Below are 23,742 nucleotides of genomic sequence, written 5' to 3'. Positions count from 1 at the left end.
GCGGGCATCGCCCACAATGCGGTCAGGGCCGGTGCGGCCCGATCCGGTCCCACGCGCGCCTGAGGAGGGCGACATGATCGTACGGATCATGGGGGAGGGGCAGGTGAGGCTGGAGGACTCCCGCCTCACCGAGCTCGACAAGCTGGACGACGACCTGCTGGCGGAGGTCGAGGGTGGCGACGAGGCGGGGTTCCGGCGCACCCTGACGGCCCTGCTGGACGCCGTACGCACCCTCGGGGAGCCGCTGCCGGCCGATTCGCTGGAGCCCTCCGACCTGATCCTGCCGTCGCCGGAGGCGACCGTGGAGGAGGTCCGGGAGATGCTGGCGGACGACGGCCTGCTCCCCGGCTAGGGCCTCTCGTTCGGATCATTCCGGCGTCGCGGGGTTTGGCACGTGCCTCTGCGGCGTTGTCGTCGGTTGCCGGGGCTCCGCCCTGGCGTCCTCCTCCGCCTTGCCGCCGCACGCACCGGACCCCGCTCGGGTCGGTCGAAGACGCACCGCGCCTCCCAGCCGGCCTGATCCGAACGAAAGACCCCAGCGGCCTGCTCCCCGGCCGGCTACGACGGACTGCTGCGGCGGCCTGTGCCCGCCGGCGGCGGCGACGAGTCGCCGCCTGGTCAGGAACGGTGCGCCCCGCCGGGGCGCTCCCCGCGCGGCGCACCGTACCGTTGGGCCGTGGGCAATCCGGCCGTGGACAACCTGTCGCAGTTGCGGTGCTGGCTGGCGAGTCATCCCCTCACGTTCGACGCGGGGCTCGCCGTCGGCGTCTTCGTCTGCATGGTCGCGGGGTCGTTCGTCGACCCGCACGGCACGAACGGCGTCAGCTGGGTGTTGCGCGGCCCCACCGTCCTCAGCCTCGCCCTGATGCTGCCGGCCGCCGCCGCGCTGGTGCTGCGCCGGGTCGCCCCCCTCGCCGTACTGGCCGTCACCACCGGCCTCTCCCTCGTCGAGCTGATCACCGGCGACCCCCGCGCCCCCGTCCCGATGGCCGCCGTCGTCGCGCTGTTCACCGTCGCCGCCGCCACCGACCGCCCCACCACCCGGCGGGTCGGCGTGCTGACGATGACCGTGCTGACCGCCACCGCGATGCTCACCGGCCCGCTGCCCTGGTACACCCAGGAGAACCTCGCCCTGTTCGCCTGGACCGGCATGGCCGCGGCGGCCGGGGACGCCGTCCGCAGCCGGCGCGCCTTCGTGCACGCCATCCGCGAACGCGCCGAACGCGCCGAACGCACCCGCGAGGAGGAGGCCCGGCGCCGCGTCGCCGAGGAGCGGCTGCGCATCGCCCGGGACTTGCACGACGTCGTCGCCCACCACATCGCCCTGGTCAACGTCCAGGCCGGGGTCGCCGCGCACGTCATGGACAAGCGGCCCGACCAGGCCAAGGAGGCCCTCGCCCACGTACGGGAGGCCAGCCGCTCGGCGCTGAACGAACTGCGCGCCACCGTCGGCCTGCTGCGCCAGTCCGGCGACCCGGAGGCCCCCACCGAACCCGCGCCCGGGCTGGCCCGGCTCGACGAACTGGCCGACACCTTCCGGCACGCGGGCCTGCCCGTTCAGGTCGCCCGCGCCGACCACGGCACGATCCTGCCCGCCGCCGTCGACCTCGCCGCCTACCGCGTCATCCAGGAAGCCCTCACCAACGTGCAGAAACACGCGGGAGACGGCGCCAAGGCCGAGGTCAGCGTCGTCCGCGTGGGACCGCACGTGGAGATCACCGTCCTCGACGACGGGGCCGGCGGCGACGACGGCCCCGAGGACGGCGGCGGGCACGGCCTGCTCGGCATGCGCGAGCGGGTCACCGCCCTGGCCGGGACCCTCACCGCGGGGCCCCGGTACGGGGGCGGCTTCCGCGTCCATGCGATCCTGCCGCTCGACCGCCGCGCCGCCACCACGAAGGACAGCCCATGACGATCCGCGTGCTGCTCGCCGACGACCAGGCACTGCTGCGGAGCGCGTTCCGCGTGCTCGTCGACTCCGAGCCGGACATGGAGGTCGTCGGGGAGGCCTCGGAGGGCGAGGAGGCGGTGCGCCTGACCCGCGAACGGTCCGCCGACGTCGTCCTCATGGACATTCGCATGCCCGGTACCGACGGCCTCGCCGCCACCAGGCTGATCAGCGCGGACCCCGAACTCGCCGATGTCCGGGTGGTGATGCTGACGACGTTCGAGGTCGACGAGTACGTGGTGCAGTCCCTGCGGGCCGGCGCCTCCGGCTTCCTGGGCAAGGGCTCGGAGCCGGAGGAACTGCTGAGCGCCATCCGGATCGCCGCCGGGGGCGAGGCGCTGCTGTCGCCGGCCGCCACCAAGGGGCTGATCGCCCGGTTCCTGGCGCAGGGCGACGCGGACGACGACGGCCGCGACCGGGTGCACGCGGAACGGCTGGCCGCGCTCACCGGGCGCGAGCGCGAGGTACTCGTCCAGGTCGCCGGCGGCCACTCCAACGACGAGATCGCCGAGCGGCTGGAGGTCAGCCCGCTGACGGTGAAGACCCACGTCAACCGCGCCATGAGCAAGCTCGGCGCCCGGGACCGCGCCCAACTGGTCTTCATCGCCTACGAGTCGGGCCTGGTCCGCCCGCGAACGGACTGACCAGGCCCCAGGGCTCGCTACGCGGGCCGCGCCCGGGGGTTACGGAAGCGCCAGCATCCGCTCGAGCGCCAGCTTGGCGAACGCCTCCGTCTCCGCGTCCACCTCGATCCGGTTCACCAGCGTCCCCTCCGCCAGCGACTCCAGCGTCCACACCAGGTGCGGCAGGTCGATCCGGTTCATCGTCGAGCAGAAGCAGACCGTGCGGTCGAGGAAGACGATCTCCTTGCCCTCGGGGGCGAAACGGTTCGCCAGCCGCCGTACCAGGTTCAGCTCCGTGCCGATCGCCCACTTGGACCCGGCCGGGGCCGCCTCCAGGGCCTTGATGATGTACTCCGTCGAGCCGACGTGGTCCGCCGCGGCGACGACCTCGTGCCGGCACTCGGGGTGCACCAGCACGTTGACGCCCGGAATCCGGGCCCGCACGTCGTTCACCGACTCCAGGCTGAAGCGGCCGTGCACCGAGCAGTGGCCTCGCCACAGGATCATCTTGGCGGCCCGCAGCTCCTCCACCGTCAGCCCGCCGTTCGGCTTGTGCGGGTTGTAGACGACGCAGTCCTCCAGTGACATCCCCATGTCGCGGACGGCGGTGTTGCGCCCGAGGTGCTGGTCGGGCAGGAACAGCACCTTCGTCGTCTCCGGCTCGCCCTGCGCGAACGCCCACTCCAGGGCCCGCTTCGCGTTGGAGGAGGTGCAGATCGTGCCGCCGTGCCTGCCGGTGAAGGCCTTGATGTCGGCGGAGGAGTTCATGTACGACACCGGCACCACCTGCTCGGCGATGCCCGCCTCGGTGAGCACGTCCCAGCACTCGGCGACCTGCTCGGCCGTCGCCATGTCGGCCATGGAGCAGCCGGCGGCCAGGTCGGGCAGGACGACCTTCTGGTCGGCGGAGGTCAGGATGTCGGCGGACTCGGCCATGAAGTGCACACCGCAGAAGACGATGTACTCCGCCTCCGGGCGGGCCGCGGCGTCGCGGGCCAGCTTGAAGGAGTCGCCGGTGACGTCCGCGAACTGGATGACCTCGTCGCGCTGGTAGTGGTGGCCGAGCACGAAGACCTTGTCCCCGAGCTTCTCCTTGGCCGCACGGGCGCGCTCGACCAGGTCCGGGTCGGACGGCGAGGGCAGGTCGCCTGGGCACTCCACACCGCGTTCGCTCCTCGGGTCGGCCTCCCGGCCGAGCAGCAGCAGGGCGAGGGGTGAGGGCTGTACGTCGAGCTCGGGGGTCTGGGCCGTGGTCACGACACGCACCCTTTCTGTTCTGCGGCTCGTCGGCCGGGGCACCGGACCGACGGGGCATGCGGGGCAATCGGGATGAGCGGAACCGACTTCTCGTCGGATTGACGCTATTATCATATCCGCTTCGCGTCAGTTTGACGACGGCCCTCGCGTCCATGTGACGTGAATCCCGGTCGCCCCGAAGCGGGAATGCGACGGTGTCCCACCGACGGCGTGTGTGCGAGCATGAAGGGGAAGAAGGAAGCGGGACGAAACGAGAAGCACTGCCCGGCCCGGAATGAATCCACGGCCCCGCCGGTTGCACTCGTCGGCAAGCAGTCTCCGTACAAACCGGGAGAGATGTAGATGTCCGTATCGGACGAGACCACCACCGTCACCGACGGCATCATCCTGACGGACGCCGCCGCGTCCAAGGTCAAGGCCCTGCTCGACCAGGAAGGCCGTGACGACCTCGCGCTGCGCGTCGCCGTCCAGCCCGGCGGCTGCTCCGGCCTGCGCTACCAGCTCTTCTTCGACGAGCGCTCGCTCGACGGCGACGTGAAGAAGGACTTCGGCGGGGTCGCGGTCGTCACCGACCGCATGAGCGCGCCGTACCTGGGCGGGGCGACCGTCGACTTCGTGGACACGATCGAGAAGCAGGGCTTCACGATCGACAACCCGAACGCGACGGGCTCCTGCGCCTGCGGCGACTCCTTCAGCTGATCGTCACACACGACGGCGGCGCCCCCTTCCGAGGGGGCGCCGCCGTCGTGCGTGCGGGCGTTCACCGGGGGGCCGGGCTCGCCGACGGCAGCGGGGCGGTGGCCCTCGGCACGGGCCTGCCGCGCGAGTCCACCACCGTGCGGTCGCCGAGCGGTGCGTCCAGGTGGACGGTGGCGCTGTAGATCCGGGCGACCGCGACGCACGGACGCTCCGGGTGCGCCGTGGTCCCGCTGACGGTCACCGTCACCTTCTTCGCGTCCTCGCGCGCGGTCGCCTCGTACGCCGTGCAGACCCCGCCCTCGTAGACGACGGTGAGGTCCGTGCCGTCGGCGCGGTGACCGGTGACGTGCGCGTCGCGGGTGGACGACGACGCCGTCGGGGTGGGCGAGCCGGGGACCTCCGCGCCGGTCAGGTACCGCGGATCGATCGCCGGGCGGGCCACGGTGGACGTCTCCTTCCCGCCCGGAGGCCGCACCTGGAACAGCCACGACGGCACCAGCACGGGCCGGCCCGCCGAACTGCGCGCCGCCAGCCCGAACACCGCGTGCTCGACCCGTACGGTCGGCCGCGCGCCCGCCGTGGCCGGGGCGGAGCACGGTTTCTCGTCCCGGTCCTTCGGCGGCACGGGGCTCGCGCAGCCGCCGATGCCCTTGCGGCCGTACGAGGTCGACGCGCCGTTCATCAGCTCCAGCGCCTTCCCGGCGCCGATCACGGGGTACTCGGCGCCCTCGACGGGTGCGGCGAGCCGGCCGCTGCCGCCGACCACCCGGCCCCCGGCACCGATCTGCAACCCGGTCGTCCACCCGGAGGTCGGCAGCCCGCCGACCCGGGGCTCTGCGTTCACCACCCGTACTCCACCCAGGACCTGGCGCGCGTCCACCTTCGCGTCGTCCTGGCCCACCGCCTTCAGCACCGGGGCGGCGGCCCTCCGCGCCGCGGCCTCGCCGACCGGGTCCGTCGTGGCCGGGTCGGCGCCCGCGCCGCCGGGCCTGCACGGACGGCCCCGCAGACAGTTGTCGCCACCGGGTTCCAGCGCGCTGAACGTCCAGGCGCCGGGCGCCTCGCGGTCCACCCGGAGCAGGGGTGCCGTGCCGCCCTCGGCGCCCCCCACCTGCCAGTGGCCGTCGACCGGGCGGGGGGCGCCGGTCAGGTCCAACGCCTTCGCCAGCCGGGCCACGTCGCCCTCGGCCACCCGCCCCTTCGCCCAGTACACCGACGCCGCGTCCGGTCCGTCGGGCAGATCACCGCTCGCGCGGTGAACGGCCCCGTACGGATTCGGCTCCCCGACCGCGATGCCGGGGCGCCCGGCGGCGCCGTACCCGTCGAGGGCGAGCGCGGACGGGGCGGAGCCGCCGCCGTCGCCCGGGGAGGCCCCGCCACCACCGCCGGACGCGGTCGCGGCGAGGTAGGCCCCACCGCCCGCGACCAGCACCACGGCGGCCACGACACCACCGACGACGACCCGCGTACGACGGGGGCCGTGCGCGCCGGGGGTGTCCTGCCCGGCGGCGGTGTCCGCGGCCTGGGGGGTGTCCGCGCCTGCGGTACGCGGTGTCCTGGTCGTACGCGGTGTGTCCGCCGCGCCCGGAGCGCTCTCGGTGCCCTCGGCACCCCGGGGGCCGTTCCGGTCGTCGTCGGTGGGGGGCTCGGTGTCCACCGCATCGCTCCTTCCGCTCCGCTGCTGTCCACGAGTCGTATGTCGCCTCCCCCGCACGGGGGACGGCGATGGGACGCAGCGGGGGAGCGCACGGTTCCCCGGCCCGGCTCAGTCCCCGTAGTCGGACATCGCCTCCAGCAGTCGGGCGGAGCCCGCCGGTACGCGCACCCCGTGGATGCGGGAGGGGGAGACCGGCGGCGATGCCTGCGCGTCGACGGCGGGCGTCCAGTGCGGGGCCATCCGGGCGCCGTCGCCCGGCAGTGACGCCAGGTCGCCCTCCAGGTCGACCGGAACGGTTGCCGGGGGAGTGAAGTGGAACTCGAGGTTCGCCATGCCCGCACCGTAGGCACGGACGGACCCGCGAAGAAAGACCTACTATCGGGTAGTTCCGCCTGCTTCAGTGGCGAGTGCCGAGCGGGTAGCGTGAACTGTCAATCCCCCTCCTTCTCCTTCGAGGAGCGTGCCCTCGCCGTGCGTATCGCAGTCACCGGCTCCATCGCCACCGACCATCTGATGACCTTCCCCGGCCGCTTCACCGATCAGCTCGTCGCGGACCAGCTGCACACGGTCTCCCTCTCCTTCCTGGTCGACAACCTCGACGTGCGCCGGGGCGGTGTCGGGGCGAACATCGCGTTCGGCATGGGCCAGCTCGGCACCCGTCCCGTGCTGGTCGGCGCGGCCGGGGCGGACTTCGACGAGTACCGGGCGTGGCTGGACCGGCACGGCGTCGACACGGACTCCGTACGCATCTCGGAGACCCTGCACACCGCGCGGTTCGTGTGCACCACCGACGCCGACCACAACCAGATCGGCTCCTTCTACACGGGCGCGATGAGCGAGGCCCGGCTGATCGAGCTGAAGACGGTCGCCGACCGGGTGGGCGGCCTCGACCTCGTACTGATCGGCGCGGACGACCCGGAGGGCATGCTCCGGCACACCGAGGAGTGCCGCTCCCGCGGCATCCCGTTCGCCGCCGACTTCTCGCAGCAGATCGCCCGGATGAACGGCGACGAGATCCGGATACTGCTGGACGGGGCGACGTACCTCTTCTCCAACGAGTACGAGAAGGGCCTGATCGAGTCCAAGACGGGCTGGACGGACGCGGAGATCCTGCGGCGGGTCGGGCACCGGGTGACCACGCTCGGCGCGCGGGGCGTGCGGGTGGAGCGGGTCGGGGCGGAGCCGATCGAGGTGGGCTGCGCGGAGGAGGAGCGCAAGGCGGACCCGACGGGGGTCGGGGACGCGTTCCGGGCGGGCTTCCTGTCCGGGCTGGCGTGGGGTGTCTCGCTGGAGCGGGCGGCGCAGGTCGGCTGCATGCTCGCGACGCTCGTCATCGAGACGGTGGGCACGCAGGAGTACCGGCTGAGCCGGGCCCACTTCATGGACCGTTTCGCCAAGGCGTACGGCGAGGAGGCCGGCCTGGAGGTCAAGACCCACCTCCGCTGACGCCGACGGGGGCCGGTCCTCACTCGCCCCCGGACCCCCGGAAGACGCGCGGTTCCCCGCGCTCCTGATCAGGGGCGCGGGGAACCGCGCGAGAACGGGGCGAACCCCCATGGTGCGGAGCCTTGAAGGGACGGGAAGGGCAAGGGCGGCGGGGACGGGGAAAACCGTCCGTCACGACAGCCGTCGGACCAGGTACGCGACCCCACCCCCCTCGACCGCTGCCTCCCCCTCGTACCGCTGCCCCCGCATCTCGCACCACGCCGGAATGTCCAACCGCGCCGCCTCGTCGTCCGACAACACCCGGACCAGCCCACCCACCGGTACCTCCCCCCACACCTTCGCCAACTCGATCACCGGCACGGGGCACCGCTTCCCCAGCGCGTCGACCACCAGGGGCCCCGCCCCCTCGGGCCCCGAATCCCCGGCCCCCGGCCGGATCTCCACCCGTACCCCCCACTTCTCCCGCACCCCCCGCACCACCCCCGGCAGCACGTCCAGGAACCCCTCCACATCGCCCGCGGCCGCACCCGCCGGCAGCGACACCCGCACGTTGCCCTCGCTCAGCACCCCCATCGCCACCAGCACATGGCTCGGTGTCAGCGTGCTGCTCGTGCACGAGGACCCGGACGACACCGAGTAGCCCGCCCGGTCCAGCTCGTGCAGCAGGGTCTCTCCGTCGACGTAGAGACAGGAGAACGTGACGATCCCGGGCAGTCGCCGCACCGGATCGCCGACCACCTCCACGTCCGGCACCAGCTCCGGCACCCGCGCCCGGATCCGCTCCGTCAACTCCCGCAGCCGTTCCGCCTCCCGGGCCGCGTCGGCGCGCACCGCCCGCAGCGAGGCCGCCGCCGCCACGATCGCGGGCAGGTTCTCGAAGCCGGGCGCCCGCCCCGACTCCCGCTCGTCCCCCGGCCCGGCCGGCGCGAACCGCGTCCCCTTGCGCACCGCCAGCAGCCCCACCCCGGACGGCCCGCCCCACTTGTGCGCGCTCGCGGTGAGCAGCGACCAGTCCCCGGCCACCGGCCCCCACGCCAGCGACTGCGCCGCGTCCACCAGCAGCGGCACCCCGGCCGCCCGGCAGGCCGCCGCCACCTCGGCCACCGGCTGCTCCGTGCCCACCTCGTGGTTGGCGGACTGCAGACAGGCCAGCGCGGTGTCCGGGCGCAGCGCCGCGGCGTACGCCGACGGATCCACCGCGCCCGTGCGGTCCACTCCGACCCGGGTGACCGTCCCGCCGTCCGTCTCGTGCGACTCGGCCGCGTGCAATACCGAGGAATGTTCGACCGCTGACACGATCAGGTGGCGTCCGACGCGCCGCCGGCCGCCGAGCGCCCCCGCGATCCCGGAGTGCGCCGCCCGGGTCCCGGAGGACGTGAAGACCAGCTCGTCCGGCCGGCATCCCACCGCCTCGGCGGCCGCCTCCCGCGCCGCGTCGAGCAGCAGCCGGGCCCGGCGCCCCTCCCGGTACAGCCGCGCGGGATCGGCCCACCCCTCGTCCAGGGCGGCCAACAGCGCCTGACGGGCCACGGGATGGAGGGGAGCGGCGGAAGCGGCGTCGAAGTAGGGCATGACACCCACGCTAGGGCCTGTTGCGAAAATGCCGCCTGCCCCGCGACGCCCTGCACGCTCCCTCAAGCTCTCGGCTTCGCTCGAGCAGGGGCCCCCAGAGGGACCCCCGGAGCACGCACCTGACGCCGCAGGGCCCGCCCTCCGGGCGGACGACGGGACTTCCGCAACAGTTCCTGGGCGCAACCGCAGGCGGGGCGGCGTCCGGCCGCCCCGGACCCGCCCTCAGCGTGCCCCCGGCGCGCCGCCGTTCCGCCCGGCGCCGTCCCGCTCGCGCCCCGCCCGCGCCCGTGTTCCGCCCCGCGGGGTGAACCGTGACGCGTATGCCACCCTCCCCGCGACCCCCCGATGGGCGTCGGCTAGGGTTTGGTCCGCATAAACATCAAACCCCTGCCCGACGCAGGGCGGCGACCGACCAGCGAGAAGGCCGCAGCCAACCAGCGCGGGCGAGACTCTCGGGAAGGCGCTACGTGAGTCCCAACGGCTCCGACCGCTCGCCGCGGCGCCCGATGCGGCGGAAGCTGCTGCAGGCACTGACTGCGGGCCTGGTCCTGGCGACCGCGACCGGTTGCACATACAAGGACTTCCCTCGCCTTGGTATGCCCACCCCGACCACGGAAGAGGCTCCGCGGATCCTCTCCCTGTGGCAGGGATCCTGGGCGGCCGCGCTCGCGGTCGGCTGCCTGGTCTGGGGCCTGATCCTGTGGAGTGCTTTCTTCCACCGGCGCAGCCGCACCAAGGTCGAGGTTCCCCCCCAGACCCGGTACAACATGCCCATCGAGGCGCTGTACACCGTGGTCCCCCTGATCATCGTCTCGGTGCTGTTCTACTTCACCGCCCGGGACGAGTCGAAGCTCATGGACACCTCCAAGAAGCCCGACGTGACCATCAACGTCGTCGGCTTCCAGTGGAGCTGGGGCTTCAACTACATCGAGAACGTCGACGGTTCCACCGGTGACGCGAAGACCGACAAGAACCTGACGCCGATCCCGGACCGGTTCAAGAAGGCGTTCCCGGCCGACGCCGGCGGCGTCTACGACGTCGGCACGCCCGCCTCGAAGAACCCGCAGAACGGCAACCCCGGCCCCACCCTGTGGCTGCCCAAGGGCGAGACCGTCCGCTTCGTCCTCACCTCGCGCGACGTCATCCACTCCTTCTGGGTGCTGCCGTTCCTGATGAAGCAGGACGTCATCCCGGGCCACACCAACGCGTTCCAGGTGACCCCCAACAAGGAGGGCACCTACCGCGGCAAGTGCGCCGAGCTCTGTGGCGTCGACCACTCCCGGATGCTGTTCAACGTGAAGATCGTTTCTCCTGAGCGTTACCAGCAGCATCTCAAGGACCTCGCCAAGAAGGGGCAGACCGGTTACATTCCCGCCGGCATCGCGCAGACGAGCCACGAGAAGAACCGGGAGACGAACAACCTGTGAGCATCCTCAATCAACCCCAGGGTGCCGCGGCGGCAGGTTCCCACTACGAGGACGAGCTGCCGGTCCGGCGCCAGAATCGCGGCAGTGTCGTCGTCAAGTGGCTGACCACCACCGACCACAAGACGATCGGCACGCTGTACCTGGTCACGTCGTTCGTGTTCTTCTGCATCGGCGGCGTCATGGCGCTCTTCATGCGCGCCGAACTCGCCCGGCCCGGTCTGCAGATCATGTCGAACGAGCAGTTCAACCAGGCGTTCACGATGCACGGCACGATCATGCTGCTGATGTTCGCGACGCCGCTGTTCGCCGGCTTCACCAACTGGATCATGCCGCTGCAGATCGGCGCGCCCGACGTGGCGTTCCCGCGGCTGAACATGTTCGCCTACTGGCTCTACCTGTTCGGCTCGACCATCGCGGTCGGCGGTTTCCTCACCCCGAAGGGCGCGGCCGACTTCGGCTGGTTCGCCTACTCCCCGCTGTCGGACGCGGTCCGCTCGCCGGGCGTCGGCGCCGACATGTGGATCATGGGTCTGGCCTTCTCCGGCTTCGGCACGATCCTCGGCGCGGTCAACTTCATCACCACGATCATCTGCATGCGCGCCCCCGGCATGACGATGTTCCGGATGCCGATCTTCACCTGGAACGTGCTGCTCACCGGTGTCCTGGTGCTGCTGGCCTTCCCGGTGCTGGCCGCCGCGCTGTTCGCCCTGGAGGCGGACCGAAAATTCGGGGCACACGTATTCGACGCCACGAACGGTGGCGCACTGCTGTGGCAGCACCTCTTCTGGTTCTTCGGCCATCCAGAGGTGTACATCATCGCGTTGCCGTTCTTCGGCATCATCAGTGAGGTCATCCCGGTCTTCTCCCGCAAGCCGATGTTCGGCTACATGGGCCTGATCGGCGCGACGATCTCGATCGCCGGCCTCTCCGTGACCGTGTGGGCGCACCACATGTACGTCACCGGCGGTGTGCTGCTGCCGTTCTTCTCCTTCATGACGTTCCTCATCGCGGTCCCGACCGGTGTGAAGTTCTTCAACTGGATCGGCACGATGTGGAAGGGCTCGCTCAGCTTCGAGACGCCGATGCTGTGGGCCACCGGCTTCCTGATCACCTTCACCTTCGGTGGTCTGACCGGTGTCATCCTGGCGGCGCCGCCGATGGACTTCCACGTCTCGGACTCGTACTTCGTGGTGGCGCACTTCCACTACGTCGTCTTCGGCACCGTCGTGTTCGCGATGTTCTCCGGCTTCCACTTCTGGTGGCCGAAGATGACCGGCAAGATGCTCGACGAGCGGCTCGGCAAGATCACCTTCTGGACGCTGTTCATCGGCTTCCACGGCACGTTCCTCATCCAGCACTGGCTGGGCGTCGAGGGCATGCCGCGCCGGTACGCGGACTACCTCGCGGCCGACGGCTTCACCACGCTGAACACGCTGTCGACGATCTTCTCGTTCCTGCTCGGCCTGTCGATCCTGCCGTTCCTCTACAACGTGTGGAAGACCGCCAAGTACGGCAAGCCGGTCGAGGTCGACGACCCGTGGGGCTACGGCCGCTCCCTGGAGTGGGCGACCTCCTGCCCGCCGCCCCGGCACAACTTCCTCACGCTGCCCAAGATCCGCAGTGAGTCCCCGGCCTTCGACCTGCACCACCCGGAGATCGCGGCACTCGACCAGCTCGAGAATTCCGGTCACGGCGAGAAGACCCTCGCCGGGAGCAAGGAGGCCGGCAAGTGAAGGTCCAGGGCAAGATGTTCCTGTGGCTGGCGGTCTTCCTGGTCGCCATGGCCATCATCTACGGCCTGTGGTCGAAGGAGCCCGCCGGTACGACGGCGCTGTTCCTGGCCTTCGGCCTGAGCCTGATGATCGGCTACTACCTGGCCTTCACGGCCCGGCGGGTCGACGCGGGCGCACAGGACGACAAGGACGCGGACGTCGCGGACGACGCCGGCGAGCTGGGCTTCTTCAGCCCGCACAGCTGGCAGCCGCTCGCCCTCGCCGTCGGTGGCGCCCTCGCCTTCATGGGCGTCGTCTTCGGCTGGTGGCTGATGTTCTTCTCCCTCCCGATCATCCTGATCGGCCTGTGGGGCTGGGTCTTCGAGTACTACCGCGGCGAGAACCGCACCCAGTAGCACGCCTTCGCACCACCGGGAGCCCGGACACTCCGTCAGGAGCGTCCGGGCTCCTTCGTTCGGCCCACCCGCGTCCCCCGTACGGCCCACTCACCGTGCCGCCGTCGGGGGGCTTCCCTACGTTGAGGCCATGAGTACCTCACCGCGCAGTCGCACGGTCGTCGGCTGCAGCCTGTTGGTGGTCTCCGTCGCCGCGGGCCTCGCGTCGTGCAGCGGGGGCGACCACCCGCTCGCGGCCAAGCCGTACGACGCGGGGGACCGGATCGCCGTCAGCGCCCTGACGGGCGACGGCGGGAAGGCGGACCCGGACAAGCCCCTGGAAGTCACCTCACGGGACTCGGACGGACGCCTCACCGACGTCACCGTCACCGACGCCGCCGGGCGCCACGTGCCGGGCGAACTCACCGCCGACGGCAGCCGCTGGCGCAGCACCGCACCGCTGGCCTCGGGCGCCCATTACACGGTCCGGGTCAGTACCGAGGACGAGGACGGCGCCCCCGGACGCAAGGTCGTCGAGTTCGACACCGGCGCCGGGAAGGCCAAGAAGGTCGACGTCACCTTCGGCCCGGACGCGGGCACGTACGGCGTCGGCCAGCCCGTCACCGCCACGCTCAGCGAGCCGGTCGAGGGCAAAGCCGCCCGGGCCGTCGTGGAACGCTCCCTGCACGTGAGCGCGCAGCCCGCGGTCGAGGGCTCCTGGTACTGGGTGGACGACACCACCCTCCACTACCGCCCCAAGGACTACTGGCCCGCCCACGCCACCGTCGAGGTCTCCAGCGACCTGAGGGGACTGAAGGTGGCCGAGCGCCTGCGCGGCGGCGAGGCCGAGCCGCTGAAGCTCACCACCGGCGACAAGGTAGTCGCCGCCACGGACGCCGCCACGCACACGATGACGGTCTACCGCAACGACGAGGAGATCAACGAGATCCCCGTCACCACGGGCAAATCCGGCTTCGAGACCCGCAACGGCGTCAAGGTCGTACTGGGCAAGCAGTACCTCGTACGTATGCGCAGTACCAGCATCGGCATCGCGGAGGGCTCCACGGACTCCTACGACCTGCCCGTGTACTACGCCACGCAGCTCACACTGAGCGGCGAATACGTGCACGCGGCCCCGTGGTCCGTCGACTCCCAGGGCTCCGCCAACGTCAGCCACGGCTGCACGGGCATGAGCACGAGCAACGCGGAGTGGTTCTACGACACGGTGCGGGCCGGCGACGTGGTGACTGTCGTCAACTCCGAAGGGGACGCGATGGCGGCGTTCGGCAACGGCTTCGGCGACTGGAACCTGTCCTGGAAGGACTGGCAGAAGGGCAGCGCCCTCGCCCCGGCGAAGCCGGCGAAGTTGCCGAGCCTCCTTGACAGGGCTCGGCTGAGGCCCCAGGGCGCCTAGCAGCTCGGGGGTTCGCGTTGTCGGGCGGGTGCGAGTCGGTTGTGGTCGCTCGCGCAGTTCCCCGCGCCCCTTGAAAGCGAGGGGGCCCCTGCTTTTCAGGGGCGCGGGGAACTGCGCGACAAGCCACGACGCACCCGCGCCCGCCGACGGGCTCCGAACGAACCCCCGGGCCACTGGGGGCCCGGCGGAGCCGTCACGCGCTGAGGGCGACCCTGCGAAGGAGGGAGCCCAGCGTCGTGGCGAGGTCGACCGGGTCGACCGGCAACGTCACCGCCGCGTCCGCCCGGCTCCACGTCGCCAGCCACGCATCCTGCGGACGCCCCATCAGCACCAGCACCGGCGGGCTCTGGAACACCTCGTCCTTGATCTGCCGGCACAGCCCCATGCCGCCCATCGGCACGGCCTCGCCGTCCAGCACGCACACGTCGATCCCGCCGCGGTCCAGCTCCCGCAGGACCGCCTCCGGCGTGGCGCACTCCAGGAACTCCACCTCGGGGCCGTCCGGGACGGGCCGCCGGCCGGAAGCGAGCCGCACCTGTTCGCGGGTGGTGGAGTCGTCGCTGTAGACCAGCACGGTGGCGGTCGGCTGCATGCTTCCTCCGGAAGACCTCGTCGTCGCGCGGACATGGACCGTTGGGCCGGATGCTACTCCCTCGCGCCCTCCCCGGGCAGCGGGCGGAACGGCCCGGGGATGAGCCATCCGGGCAGCGCACGGGGTGCGGACACTCCGAACGGCACCCCCCGGGGTGAGGGCGGGATAAGCGACCGACATAATGTCGGTCGTGGCGACAGCAACGACAGTAGATACCGGGCACGCACACCCGTCGGTCAATCGGCCGAACCTCACCAGCGTCGGAACCATCATCTGGCTGAGTTCCGAGCTGATGTTCTTCGCGGCCCTCTTCGCGATGTACTTCACCCTGCGATCGGTGACCGGCCCCGATCACTGGAAGGAGATGGCGAGTGCGCTCAACGTCCCCTTCTCGGCGACGAACACCACGATCCTGGTGCTCTCCTCGCTCACCTGCCAGCTCGGCGTGTTCGCCGCCGAGCGCGGGGACGTGAAGAAGCTCCGGGGCTGGTTCATCGTCACCTTCATGATGGGCGCGATCTTCATCGGCGGTCAGATCTACGAGTACACCGAGCTGGTGAAGAAGGACGGCATCTCGCTGTCCTCGGACCCGTACGGCTCGGTGTTCTACCTGACCACCGGCTTCCACGGCCTGCACGTGACGGGCGGTCTCCTCGCCTTCCTCTTCGTTCTCGGCCGTACGTACGCGGCGAAGAGGTTCACGCACGACCAGGCGACGGCGGCGATCGTCGTGTCCTACTACTGGCACTTCGTCGATGTCGTCTGGATCGGCCTCTTCGCCACGATCTACTTGATCAAGTAGTCGAAGCGCCGAGACCGGCCACCCGACCCTTCCGAAGCATCGACGCAGAAGATCCTGACACCGGGGTAATCCGTGAAAAAGCTCTCCGAACGACGACGCCATCCGCTGGCGGCGCTCGTCGTCCTACTCTTCGCGCTGGCGGCCACCGGGGGGCTGTACACCGCGTTCGCACCCGCGGACAAGGCACAGGCCGACTCCACCGCCCAGTCCCTCGCCATCGAGGAGGGCAAGAAGCTCTACGAGGTGGGCTGCGCCAGTTGCCACGGCACCGGTGGCAAGGGCAGCTCCGACGGTCCGAGCCTGGTCGGCGTGGGCGCGGCGGCGGTCGACTTCCAGGTCGGCACCGGCCGCATGCCGGCCTCCACCTCGCAGCAGACGCAGGTCGAGAAGAAGAAGAACATCTACTCGCAGGCGCAGATCGACCAGCTCGCCGCGTACATCGCCTCGCTCGGCGCCGGCCCGGCCAAGCCGACCAAGGACGAGTACAGCCCGGAGGGCGCGGACGTGGCCAGGGGCGGGGAGCTGTTCCGCACCAACTGCTCCCAGTGCCACAACTTCACCGGCAAGGGCGGAGCGCTGACGAACGGCAAGTTCGCGCCGAGCCTGGAGGGTGTCGCCCCGAAGCACATCTACGAGGCCATGCAGACCGGCCCGCAGAACATGCCGTCCTTCCCCGACACCACGCTGACGTCGAAGAACAAGCAGGACATCATCGCGTACCTGAAGGCCGTCGACGGCGACGAAACGACCAACCCCGGCGGTCTCGAACTCGGCGGATTGGGCCCGGTCAGTGAAGGTCTGTTCGCCTGGATCTTCGGACTCGGCGCGCTGATCGCGGTCGCCATCTGGGTTGCCGCTCGGACCGCAAAGGCCAAGAAGTCATGAGTAGCCAAGACATTCCAGAAGAGAAGCTGCCCGCCGAGCGGGACCAGGAGCACGGGGCCCACGAGGCCCTGGCCGTCGCGGACGAGGAGAACCCGTTCGCGGACCCCGGTCTGCCGCCGCACGAGCACCGCCGCCAGGACGTGGACGAGAAGGCCGCCAGGCACTCCGAGCGCACGGTGGCCATGCTGTTCACGCTCTCGATGCTGGCCACCGTCGGCTTCATCGCGTCGTACGTGGCGATCTCGCCGGACAAGTCGATCTACGTGTTCCCGCTGGGGCACCTCAGCGCGCTCAACTTCGCGCTGGGCCTGACCCTCGGCGTGGCGCTCTTCACGATCGGCGCCGGCGCGGTCCACTGGGCCCGCACGCTGATGTCCGATGTGGAGATCGCCGACGAGCGTCACCCGATCGAGGCACCCCCGGAGACCCGCTCGAAGGTCCTCGCCGACTTCAAGCAGGGCGCCAAGGAGTCCGCGTTCGGCCGGCGCAAGCTGATCCGCACCACCATGTTCGGCGCGCTCACCCTGGTGCCGCTCTCCGGCCTCATGCTGCTGCGCGACCTCGGCCCGCTGCCCCACACCAAGCTCCGCCACACCGCGTGGGCCAAGGGCAAGCTGCTGGTCAACATGAACACCAACGAGCCGATCCGTCCCTCCGACGTGGCCGTGGGTTCGCTGACCTTCGCCAAGCCCGAGGGGCTCGAGGAGCACGACGAGGAGTTCCAGACCGAGATCGCCAAGGCGGCCCTGATGATCGTCCGGCTCCAGCCGGAGAACATCAAGGACAAGCAGGAACTCGACTGGAGCCACGAGGGCATCGTGGCCTACTCCAAGATCTGCACCCACGTCGGATGCCCGATCTCGCTGTACGAGCAGCAGACGCACCACGTTCTGTGCCCGTGCCACCAGTCCACCTTCGACCTCTCCGACGGTGCCCGAGTCATCTTCGGTCCGGCCGGCCACCCCCTGCCGCAACTGCGCATCGGTGTGAGCGAGGACGGCTACCTCGAGGCGCTCGGCGACTTCGCGGAGCCCGTCGGTCCTGCTTTCTGGGAGCGCGGATGAGTACTGCAGCAGCCAGCAACGAGCCGCGCAGGCGCGGCAAGGCGCCCGCCGGTGAGCGGGTCGCCGACTGGGCCGACGGCCGCCTGGGGATCTACTCCCTGGCCAAGTCCAACATGCGCAAGATCTTCCCGGACCACTGGTCGTTCATGCTCGGTGAAGTCTGCATGTACAGCTTCATCATCATCATCCTGACCGGTGTGTACCTGACGCTGTTCTTCCACCCGTCGATGAACGAGGTCCAGTACCACGGCACTTACGTGCCGTTGCAGGGCCAGCTGATGTCGGAGGCGTTCAACTCCACCATGCACATCTCTTTCGAGGTGCGCGGTGGTCTGCTGATCCGACAGATTCACCACTGGGCGGCGCTGATCTTCCTCGCCGGCATGTTCGTGCACATGATGCGCGTCTTCTTCACCGGCGCGTTCCGCAAGCCGCGCGAGGTCAACTGGCTGTTCGGCTTCCTGCTGTTCGTCCTGGGCATGTTCACCGGTTTCACCGGCTACTCGCTCCCGGACGACCTGCTCTCCGGCACCGGTGTCCGCTTCATGGAGGGCGCGATCCTGTCCGTGCCGATCGTCGGCACGTACCTGTCGTTCTTCCTCTTCGGCGGCGAGTTCCCGGGCGGCGACTTCGTGGCCCGGTTCTACTCGATCCACATCCTGCTGCTGCCGGGCATCATGCTCGGCCTGATGGTGGCGCACCTGATTCTGGTCTTCTACCACAAGCACACGCAGTACGCGGGTCCCGGAAAGACCAACAACAACGTCGTCGGCATGCCGCTGCTGCCGGTGTACATGGCCAAGGCCGGGGGCTTCTTCTTCCTGGTCTTCGGCGTCATCGCGGCCGTCGCGGCGATCGCGCAGATCAACCCGATCTGGGCGATCGGCCCCTACCGGCCGGACCAGGTCTCCACCGGCGCCCAGCCCGACTGGTACATGGGCTTCTCCGAGGGCCTGATCCGTGTCATGCCCGGCTGGGAGATCAACCTCTGGGGCCACACGCTCGTCCTGGGCGTGTTCGTCCCGCTGATGATCTTCCCGCTGGTCCTGGTCGCCATCGCGGTCTACCCGTTCATCGAGTCCTGGGTCACCGGCGACAAGCGCGAGCACCACATCCTGGACCGCCCGCGCAACGCCCCGACCCGGACCGCGTTCGGTGTCGCCTGGATGACGTGGTACACCGTCCTGCTGATCGGCGGCGGCAACGACCTGTTCGCCACGCACTTCAGCCTGTCGATCAACGCCATCACCTGGTTCGTCCGGATCGCGTTCTTCGTCGCCCCGGTGATCGCGTTCGTCGTCACCAAGCGGATCTGCCTCGGCCTCCAGCGCCGCGACAAGGAGAAGGTGCTGCACGGGCGCGAGTCCGGCATCATCAAGCGCCTGCCGCACGGTGAGTTCATCGAGGTGCACGAGCCGCTCAGCCAGGAGCAGCTGCACACCCTCACGGCGCACGACCAGTACAGCCCGCTCGAGCTCGGCCCGACGGTCGACGAGAACGGTGTCGAGCGCAAGATCAAGGGCCCGCAGAAGCTCCGCGCCAAGCTGAGCGAGGCGTACTACGGGGAGCACAACCAGATCCCCAAGCCCACCGTCGAGGAGTACAAGGAGATCACCAGCGGCCACGGCCACCACTGATCACCCACTGTCGCCACGCCACGGCGAGGAGGGCCCCGTCCGAACATCGGACGGGGCCCTTCCCCGTGCGCGGGGCTGGATAGGGTGGAGACCGCCCGGCACTGCCGTGCCGACGTGCCGGAACACCCCTTGCGACGACCCAGGAGCGGCGTATGACTGCTGTGACCCCCGCTGGAGGCGACACCGCGGCGGGCCGCTCCTGGCCCGCCCTCCTCAACGGCCTGCTCGACGGGCGTGACCTGTCCGCGGACGACACCGCCTGGGCGATGGACCTCATCATGCGCGGCGAGGCGACCGACGCGCAGATCGCCGGCTTCGCGGTGGCGCTGCGTGCCAAGGGCGAGACGGTCGAGGAGATCACCGGGTTCGTGCGCGCGATGTACGCGCACGCCCACGTCATCGACATCCCCGGAGACACCGTCGACATCGTCGGCACGGGCGGGGACGGCGCCAAGACCGTCAACATCTCCACGATGTCCGCGATCGTCGTCGCCGGGACCGGCGCGAAGGTCGTCAAGCACGGCAACCGGGCGGCCTCCTCGGCGTCCGGGGCCTCCGACGTCCTGGAGAAGCTCGGCGTCGACCTCAACCTCACCCCGCAGCGGGTGGTGGAGGTCGCCGAGGAGGCCGGGATCACCTTCTGCTTCGCGGCGAGGTTCCACCCGGCGCTGCGGCACGTGGCCGCGGCGCGCGGGCAGCTCGGCATCCGGACGACGTTCAACTTCCTCGGGCCGCTGACCAACCCGGCGAAGGTACGGGCCCAGGCGATCGGCGTCGCCGACGCGCGGGTCGCGCCGATCATCGCCGGGGTCTTCGCCGAGCGCGGCAACTCCTCGCTGGTCTTCCGCGGCGACGACGGGCTCGACGAGCTGACGACGACGTCCACGTCACGGGTGTGGGTGGTGCGGGACGGCAAGGTGACGGAGGAGGCGTTCGACCCGCGGTCGGTCGGCATCCCGCTGGTGCCGGTGGAGGCGCTGCGCGGTGGTGACCCCTCCTACAACGCGGAGGTCGCGCGGCGGCTGCTGGAGGGGGAGACGGGGCCGGTGCGGGATGCGGTGCTGTTGAACTCGGCGGCGGCGGTGGTGGCGTTGCGGGGGGAGGACGGGCCACTGGTGGACCGGATCCGCGACGGGATGGCGCGGGCGGCGGAGTCCATCGACAGCGGGGCGGCGCGGGAGACCCTCTCGCGCTGGGTCACGGCCACGCGCCGCGCGTAGCGGTGCCGTTCGGGGGTGCGGGGCCCTCCGGTGTGCGGCCTCCCGCCCCCGCCGCCCCTGCCCGTCCCGTCCCTCCAAAGGGCTGCGCCCCTCGGACCCCGGCACGGGGTTCCGCCCCCCGGGGCAGGTGCGGCGGGGGCGAGAACGCGCCTGGGCGCACCCCCGCGTATCGGGATGTGGGACGGGTTGCGGCGGAGCCGCACGGTCCCGTAGCGTCGTGTGCAGGTCATGAGTGACAGTCATGAGGCCCCGGCCGACTGTCCGGCAACCCTCCGTCCGTGGCGGGGTGCCCCGGGTGAAGACCAGGCCGCGCGCCACAAGGTCCGCGGCAAGCGCGGACCCCTCGAAACCCCAGGGGTCCTGGTCCTCGAGGAGCCCCCGTGAGCAAGCGAATGCGATAGGGCCGCAGAGCCCCGCCTCCGCACACCCTTCTCGTTCCCCCCCTCACCCACGCGCGAGCGCCGGCCGTCGGCCGCCCCTGCCCGCGTGGTGATTCCGGCTGCTTCCACGGGAGTTCACCGATGTCCGCCACCGCCGTCACCCCCGCCACCACCGTCTCCACCACCTCCGCCGACGCCCCCGCCCCCCTCCCCGTCCTCGGCCGCGACGTCACCGTCCCCCTCGTCACCGGCGGCGAAGTCACCTACGCCGCCCTGGACTACGCGGCGAGCGCCCCCGCCCTGCAGCGCGTCTGGGACGACGTCGCCGCGTACGCCCCGTACTACGGCAGCGTCCACCGCGGCGCCGGTTACCTCTCGCAGCTCTCCACCGACCTGTTCGAGAACGCCCGCCGTACCGTCGGGGAGTTCCTCGACTGCCGCGCGGACGACCAGGTCGTCTTCACCCGGTCCACCACCGACTCGCTCAACCTCCTCGCCGCCGCGCTGCCCGCAGGCTGCGAGGTGTTCGTCTTCGAGACCGAGCACCACGCGTCCCTGCTGCCCTGGCGCGACGCCCGCGTGACCTGCCTGGACGCCCCCCGCACCCCGGGCGACGCCGTCGACACCCTGGAGCGCGCCCTCGCCGCCCGCGACATCCACGCCCCGGCCCTGGTCTGTGTCACCGGCGCCTCCAACGTCACCGGCGAGCTGTGGCCCGTACGCGAACTGGCGGCCGCCGCGCACGCGCACGGCGCCCGTGTCGTCCTGGACGCCGCCCAGCTCGCCCCGCACCACCCCGTCTCCGTGCAGGACCTGGACGTCGACTGGGTCGCCTTCTCCGGGCACAAGCTGTACGCCCCCTTCGGCTCCGGCGTCCTGGCGGGCCGCGCCGACTGGCTGACCGCCGCCGAGCCCTACCTCGCGGGCGGCGGCGCCAGCCGCAGGGTCACCCGGCGCGCCGACGGCGGCGTCGACGTGGAGTGGCACGAGGGCGCCGCCCGGCACGAGGCCGGCTCGCCCAACGTGATCGGCGCCCACGCCGTCGCCTCCGCCTGCAAGGCGCTCACCGAGGCCGGCTGGGACACCCTGGTCGCCCGTGAGATCCATCTGATCGACCGGGTCCGCGCGGGCCTCGCCGACGTGCCCGAGGTGCGGATCCTCTCCCTGTTCGGCGACGCCGCGCCCCGCGTGGGCGTGCTGTCCTTCGTCGTCGAGGGCTGGAACAGCTCGCACTTCGCCGCCGCGCTCTCCGCCGAGTACGGCATCGGCGTCCGCGACGGCCTGTTCTGCGCCCACCCGCTGGTGCGCACCCTGCTCGGCGGCGACCCGGAGTCCCAGGGCGAGTGCGGGGCGCCGGAGGCGGCGCCCGGCGAGAAGTCCCTCAACGCGATCCGCGTGAGCTTCGGCGCGGGCACGCCCGACGAGCACGTCGACCGCTTCGTCCTGGCGGTACGGGAACTGGTGCGCGAGGGCGCGAAGTGGGAGTACCGCACGCAGGACGGCCGCTGCGTCCCGGCGGTCTGACCGGCTGCCCGGAGAGGCCGACGCCCGAGGTCCGCGGGCTGGAGTTCCTACGACTCCAGCCCGATGGAGAACGCCGCCTCCAGGTCGTGCTGCGAGTACGTGCGGAACGCGACGTGCGTGTCGGTGCCCTCGACGCCGGGGATCTTGCTGATCCGGCCGGGGATGACGTCCGCCAGCTCGTCGTGCGCCTTCACGCGGACCATCGCGATCAGGTCGTACGTCCCGGTCACGGAGAACACCTCGCTGACGGAGTCCAGCGCGGCGATCGACTCGGCGATCTCGGGGATCCGGTCCACGCTGGTCTTGATGAGCACGATCGCGGTGATCACGGCTGGTTCTCTCCCTCGGGGGCCGGGCTTGTGTCCCTCACTGTAGCCATGGGCCCGTAGCGCACCCACGCGTACCCGAAGCCCAGCGCGAACCCCACCACGTGTGCCAGGTAGGCCACGCCCGGGCCCTGGCCCTCCCGGCCCGCCGCCAGCCACTGCAGGGCCGCCCAGAACGGCAGCACCACCCAGGCCGGGAAGCGCAGCGGCAGGAAGAACAGGAACGGGAAGATGCTGGTCACCCGCGCCCGGGGAAACAGGAACAGGAACGCCCCGAGGACCGCGGAGATCGCCCCGGAGGCACCCACCAGGGACTGCGCGGAGCCGGCCCGCGCCGCCGCGTAACCGAGCAGCGCCAGCGCGCCGCACCCCAGGTAGAACAGGGCGAACTCCACGTGCCCGAGCCGTTCCTCGGCCATCGCGCCGAAGACGTGGAGGAACAGCATGTTGCCCAGCAGGTGCACCCAGGTTCCGTGCACGAACAGGGCGGTGACCGGGGAGAGCGTCGCCCGCGCGGAGCCGCCGAACAGCTCCACCGGGATCACCCCCCAGCGGGCGAAGTACGTCTGCTGGGCCAGCAGCAGCCGGTCGCCGGTGCCGTACCCCGGGTCGAACCCCGAGGCGGGACTCAGCATGAAGAGCACGAAGCACACGGCGATCAGCCCGTACGTCACCGGTGCCGGCTGCCGTCGCAGTGCCCGTACGGCCGACGCGGTCCTGTCGCGGATCATGCGACGAAGCATGACGTACCGGGTGGAACGGGGCGGAGTGCCTCGCCGCGGCGGACACATCGGCGGGGGGTCCCGTGCAGGCCGTAGGGTTACGACCCATACGCACCAGGGAAACTGGGGCATCACGGAGACCGGAAGAAGGAGCAGCAGCCACGATGACGGTTCCCCTGCCGACCGAGACGACCCGGTGGCGCTGCACACTGTGCGGCAACCTCACGCGTTTCGACGTGACCCGCTCTTCCAGGGCGGTCGAGTACGTCCACCTGGATCTGTCCGGCACGCCGAAGGTCGAGGAGCGCGAGGTGGTCAGTGAGACCATCGAGTCGGTGCGCTGCCGTTGGTGCAACGCCGTGGATCAGGTGGAACTCGTGGACAGGCCGGGCGCCGGCTCCTGAGCGGAGCGGGTACCCGCGGTCAGGGAGCCCGCTGCG

Annotated in this window: 23 protein-coding genes and 1 riboswitch; of the genes, 16 read left to right on the top strand and 7 right to left on the bottom strand. The window is 71.0% G+C overall.

Translation table 11 applies throughout. The annotated features are described in order from the left end of the window. The first annotated feature begins 73 nt into the window (after window positions 1-73). The 3 genes from QFZ64_RS10040 to QFZ64_RS10030 all read left to right on the top strand — a co-directional run bounded on the left by QFZ64_RS10040 (window position 74) and on the right by QFZ64_RS10030 (window position 2,592). Window positions 74-352: a hypothetical protein gene (locus QFZ64_RS10040; RefSeq protein WP_307064533.1), complete on the top strand. Its 279-nt coding sequence runs from the start codon at window positions 74-76 to the stop codon at window positions 350-352. A gap of 324 nt (window positions 353-676) precedes the next feature. Then, complete coding sequence (locus QFZ64_RS10035) at window positions 677-1,912, top strand: sensor histidine kinase (RefSeq protein WP_373430578.1); 1,236 nt, start codon at window positions 677-679, stop codon at window positions 1,910-1,912. Then, window positions 1,909-2,592, top strand: a complete 684-nt coding sequence (locus QFZ64_RS10030) for a response regulator transcription factor (RefSeq protein ID WP_307064532.1) — start codon at window positions 1,909-1,911, stop codon at window positions 2,590-2,592. Before QFZ64_RS10035 ends, QFZ64_RS10030 begins: the two co-directional genes overlap by 4 nt. A gap of 39 nt (window positions 2,593-2,631) precedes the next feature. On the opposite strand, the gene nadA is transcribed toward QFZ64_RS10030, so the two are convergent. Next, window positions 2,632-3,828: a quinolinate synthase NadA gene (nadA, locus tag QFZ64_RS10025; protein ID WP_307064531.1), complete on the bottom strand. Its 1,197-nt coding sequence runs from the start codon at window positions 3,826-3,828 to the stop codon at window positions 2,632-2,634. 342 nt (window positions 3,829-4,170) lie between these two features. Here nadA and QFZ64_RS10020 point away from each other — a divergent pair, with 342 nt between their 5' ends. Then, a complete protein-coding gene (locus tag QFZ64_RS10020; RefSeq protein WP_006143665.1) occupies window positions 4,171-4,527 on the top strand; it encodes an iron-sulfur cluster assembly accessory protein in 357 nt (118 codons plus the stop codon). A 61-nt stretch (window positions 4,528-4,588) separates the two neighbouring features. Here the strand turns inward: QFZ64_RS10020 and QFZ64_RS10015 are convergent, their stop codons facing one another. Continuing rightward, window positions 4,589-6,184: a hypothetical protein gene (locus QFZ64_RS10015; protein ID WP_307064530.1), complete on the bottom strand. Its 1,596-nt coding sequence runs from the start codon at window positions 6,182-6,184 to the stop codon at window positions 4,589-4,591. Window positions 6,185-6,292: 108 nt separating this feature from the next. After that, window positions 6,293-6,517, bottom strand: coding sequence for a hypothetical protein (locus QFZ64_RS10010; protein ID WP_307064529.1), 225 nt, complete (start codon window positions 6,515-6,517; stop codon window positions 6,293-6,295). 138 nt (window positions 6,518-6,655) lie between these two features. Between QFZ64_RS10010 and QFZ64_RS10005 the strand changes: the two genes are divergently transcribed. Continuing rightward, the gene (locus tag QFZ64_RS10005) at window positions 6,656-7,630 is read left to right on the top strand and encodes a carbohydrate kinase family protein (RefSeq protein ID WP_307064528.1); all 975 of its coding nucleotides are present in this window, start codon (window positions 6,656-6,658) and stop codon (window positions 7,628-7,630) included. A gap of 171 nt (window positions 7,631-7,801) precedes the next feature. Here QFZ64_RS10005 and QFZ64_RS10000 read toward each other — a convergent pair whose 3' ends face one another. Beyond that, on the bottom strand, window positions 7,802-9,202 hold the full coding sequence (locus tag QFZ64_RS10000; RefSeq protein ID WP_307064527.1) for a cysteine desulfurase/sulfurtransferase TusA family protein: 1,401 nt from the start codon (window positions 9,200-9,202) through the stop codon (window positions 7,802-7,804). Window positions 9,203-9,669: 467 nt separating this feature from the next. Here QFZ64_RS10000 and coxB point away from each other — a divergent pair, with 467 nt between their 5' ends. From coxB to QFZ64_RS09980, 4 genes are all read left to right on the top strand, one after another. After that, window positions 9,670-10,629, top strand: coding sequence for a cytochrome c oxidase subunit II (gene coxB / locus QFZ64_RS09995; RefSeq protein ID WP_307064526.1), 960 nt, complete (start codon window positions 9,670-9,672; stop codon window positions 10,627-10,629). Then, on the top strand, window positions 10,626-12,362 hold the full coding sequence (gene ctaD, locus QFZ64_RS09990) for a cytochrome c oxidase subunit I (protein WP_307064525.1): 1,737 nt from the start codon (window positions 10,626-10,628) through the stop codon (window positions 12,360-12,362). The genes coxB and ctaD overlap by 4 nt, the downstream gene beginning before the upstream one ends. After that, entirely contained in the window at window positions 12,359-12,757 is a 399-nt protein-coding gene (locus QFZ64_RS09985; RefSeq protein ID WP_307064524.1) for a cytochrome c oxidase subunit 4, read from the top strand. The genes ctaD and QFZ64_RS09985 overlap by 4 nt, the downstream gene beginning before the upstream one ends. A gap of 130 nt (window positions 12,758-12,887) precedes the next feature. Further along, the gene (locus QFZ64_RS09980; protein ID WP_307064523.1) at window positions 12,888-14,150 is read left to right on the top strand and encodes an Ig-like domain-containing protein; all 1,263 of its coding nucleotides are present in this window, start codon (window positions 12,888-12,890) and stop codon (window positions 14,148-14,150) included. Window positions 14,151-14,343: 193 nt separating this feature from the next. On the opposite strand, the gene QFZ64_RS09975 is transcribed toward QFZ64_RS09980, so the two are convergent. Further along, window positions 14,344-14,742: a hypothetical protein gene (locus QFZ64_RS09975; protein ID WP_307064522.1), complete on the bottom strand. Its 399-nt coding sequence runs from the start codon at window positions 14,740-14,742 to the stop codon at window positions 14,344-14,346. A 181-nt stretch (window positions 14,743-14,923) separates the two neighbouring features. Here QFZ64_RS09975 and QFZ64_RS09970 point away from each other — a divergent pair, with 181 nt between their 5' ends. From QFZ64_RS09970 to QFZ64_RS09945, 6 genes are all read left to right on the top strand, one after another. Further along, window positions 14,924-15,544 carry a heme-copper oxidase subunit III gene (locus QFZ64_RS09970; RefSeq protein ID WP_307064521.1) on the top strand — a complete coding sequence of 207 codons (621 nt, stop codon included), beginning with the start codon at window positions 14,924-14,926 and terminating at the stop codon, window positions 15,542-15,544. Between the two features lie 72 nt (window positions 15,545-15,616). Then, on the top strand, window positions 15,617-16,429 hold the full coding sequence (locus QFZ64_RS09965; protein WP_307064520.1) for a c-type cytochrome: 813 nt from the start codon (window positions 15,617-15,619) through the stop codon (window positions 16,427-16,429). Further along, window positions 16,426-17,493 carry a ubiquinol-cytochrome c reductase iron-sulfur subunit gene (locus QFZ64_RS09960; RefSeq protein ID WP_307064518.1) on the top strand — a complete coding sequence of 356 codons (1,068 nt, stop codon included), beginning with the start codon at window positions 16,426-16,428 and terminating at the stop codon, window positions 17,491-17,493. The genes QFZ64_RS09965 and QFZ64_RS09960 overlap by 4 nt, the downstream gene beginning before the upstream one ends. Continuing rightward, window positions 17,490-19,130: a cytochrome bc complex cytochrome b subunit gene (locus QFZ64_RS09955; protein WP_307064516.1), complete on the top strand. Its 1,641-nt coding sequence runs from the start codon at window positions 17,490-17,492 to the stop codon at window positions 19,128-19,130. The genes QFZ64_RS09960 and QFZ64_RS09955 overlap by 4 nt, the downstream gene beginning before the upstream one ends. A 152-nt stretch (window positions 19,131-19,282) precedes the next feature. Then, complete coding sequence (gene trpD / locus QFZ64_RS09950) at window positions 19,283-20,350, top strand: anthranilate phosphoribosyltransferase (protein ID WP_307064514.1); 1,068 nt, start codon at window positions 19,283-19,285, stop codon at window positions 20,348-20,350. Window positions 20,351-20,574: 224 nt separating this feature from the next. After that, a riboswitch (SAM riboswitch) is annotated at window positions 20,575-20,691 on the top strand. Window positions 20,692-20,871: 180 nt separating this feature from the next. Further along, the gene (locus QFZ64_RS09945) at window positions 20,872-22,254 is read left to right on the top strand and encodes an aminotransferase class V-fold PLP-dependent enzyme (protein ID WP_307064512.1); all 1,383 of its coding nucleotides are present in this window, start codon (window positions 20,872-20,874) and stop codon (window positions 22,252-22,254) included. Between the two features lie 47 nt (window positions 22,255-22,301). Here the strand turns inward: QFZ64_RS09945 and QFZ64_RS09940 are convergent, their stop codons facing one another. Both QFZ64_RS09940 and QFZ64_RS09935 read right to left on the bottom strand, forming a co-directional pair. After that, window positions 22,302-22,583 (bottom strand): Lrp/AsnC family transcriptional regulator, encoded by a 282-nt coding sequence (locus tag QFZ64_RS09940; protein WP_307064510.1) that lies wholly within the window; start codon window positions 22,581-22,583, stop codon window positions 22,302-22,304. Next, window positions 22,580-23,311 carry a rhomboid family intramembrane serine protease gene (locus QFZ64_RS09935; protein WP_307064508.1) on the bottom strand — a complete coding sequence of 244 codons (732 nt, stop codon included), beginning with the start codon at window positions 23,309-23,311 and terminating at the stop codon, window positions 22,580-22,582. Before QFZ64_RS09935 ends, QFZ64_RS09940 begins: the two co-directional genes overlap by 4 nt. A 155-nt stretch (window positions 23,312-23,466) precedes the next feature. On the opposite strand from QFZ64_RS09935, the gene QFZ64_RS09930 reads away from it, so the two are divergent. Then, window positions 23,467-23,706, top strand: coding sequence for a hypothetical protein (locus QFZ64_RS09930; protein ID WP_307064506.1), 240 nt, complete (start codon window positions 23,467-23,469; stop codon window positions 23,704-23,706). The last annotated feature ends 36 nt before the right edge of the window (window positions 23,707-23,742 follow it).

Origin of the sequence: Streptomyces sp. B3I8, from assembly GCF_030816915.1 — a bacterium.
GTDB lineage: Bacteria > Actinomycetota > Actinomycetes > Streptomycetales > Streptomycetaceae > Streptomyces.
This window is presented reverse-complemented; position numbering and strand designations above follow the sequence as displayed.

Bases quoted from the DNA above. Each gene is read 5' to 3' on its own strand.
- QFZ64_RS10040 (WP_307064533.1), top strand. From the start codon at position 74: ATGATCGTACGGATCATGGGGGAGGGGCAGGTGAGGCTGGAGGACTCC.
- QFZ64_RS10030 (WP_307064532.1), top strand. From the start codon at position 1,909: ATGACGATCCGCGTGCTGCTCGCCGACGACCAGGCACTGCTGCGGAGC.
- QFZ64_RS10020 (WP_006143665.1), top strand. From the start codon at position 4,171: ATGTCCGTATCGGACGAGACCACCACCGTCACCGACGGCATCATCCTG.
- QFZ64_RS10010 (WP_307064529.1), bottom strand. From the start codon at position 6,517: ATGGCGAACCTCGAGTTCCACTTCACTCCCCCGGCAACCGTTCCGGTC.
- QFZ64_RS10000 (WP_307064527.1), bottom strand. From the start codon at position 9,202: ATGCCCTACTTCGACGCCGCTTCCGCCGCTCCCCTCCATCCCGTGGCC.
- QFZ64_RS09980 (WP_307064523.1), top strand. From the start codon at position 12,888: ATGAGTACCTCACCGCGCAGTCGCACGGTCGTCGGCTGCAGCCTGTTG.
- QFZ64_RS09975 (WP_307064522.1), bottom strand. From the start codon at position 14,742: ATGCAGCCGACCGCCACCGTGCTGGTCTACAGCGACGACTCCACCACC.
- QFZ64_RS09970 (WP_307064521.1), top strand. From the start codon at position 14,924: ATGTCGGTCGTGGCGACAGCAACGACAGTAGATACCGGGCACGCACAC.
- QFZ64_RS09960 (WP_307064518.1), top strand. From the start codon at position 16,426: ATGAGTAGCCAAGACATTCCAGAAGAGAAGCTGCCCGCCGAGCGGGAC.
- QFZ64_RS09955 (WP_307064516.1), top strand. From the start codon at position 17,490: ATGAGTACTGCAGCAGCCAGCAACGAGCCGCGCAGGCGCGGCAAGGCG.
- trpD (WP_307064514.1), top strand. From the start codon at position 19,283: ATGACTGCTGTGACCCCCGCTGGAGGCGACACCGCGGCGGGCCGCTCC.
- QFZ64_RS09945 (WP_307064512.1), top strand. From the start codon at position 20,872: ATGTCCGCCACCGCCGTCACCCCCGCCACCACCGTCTCCACCACCTCC.
- QFZ64_RS09935 (WP_307064508.1), bottom strand. From the start codon at position 23,311: ATGATCCGCGACAGGACCGCGTCGGCCGTACGGGCACTGCGACGGCAG.
- QFZ64_RS09930 (WP_307064506.1), top strand. From the start codon at position 23,467: ATGACGGTTCCCCTGCCGACCGAGACGACCCGGTGGCGCTGCACACTG.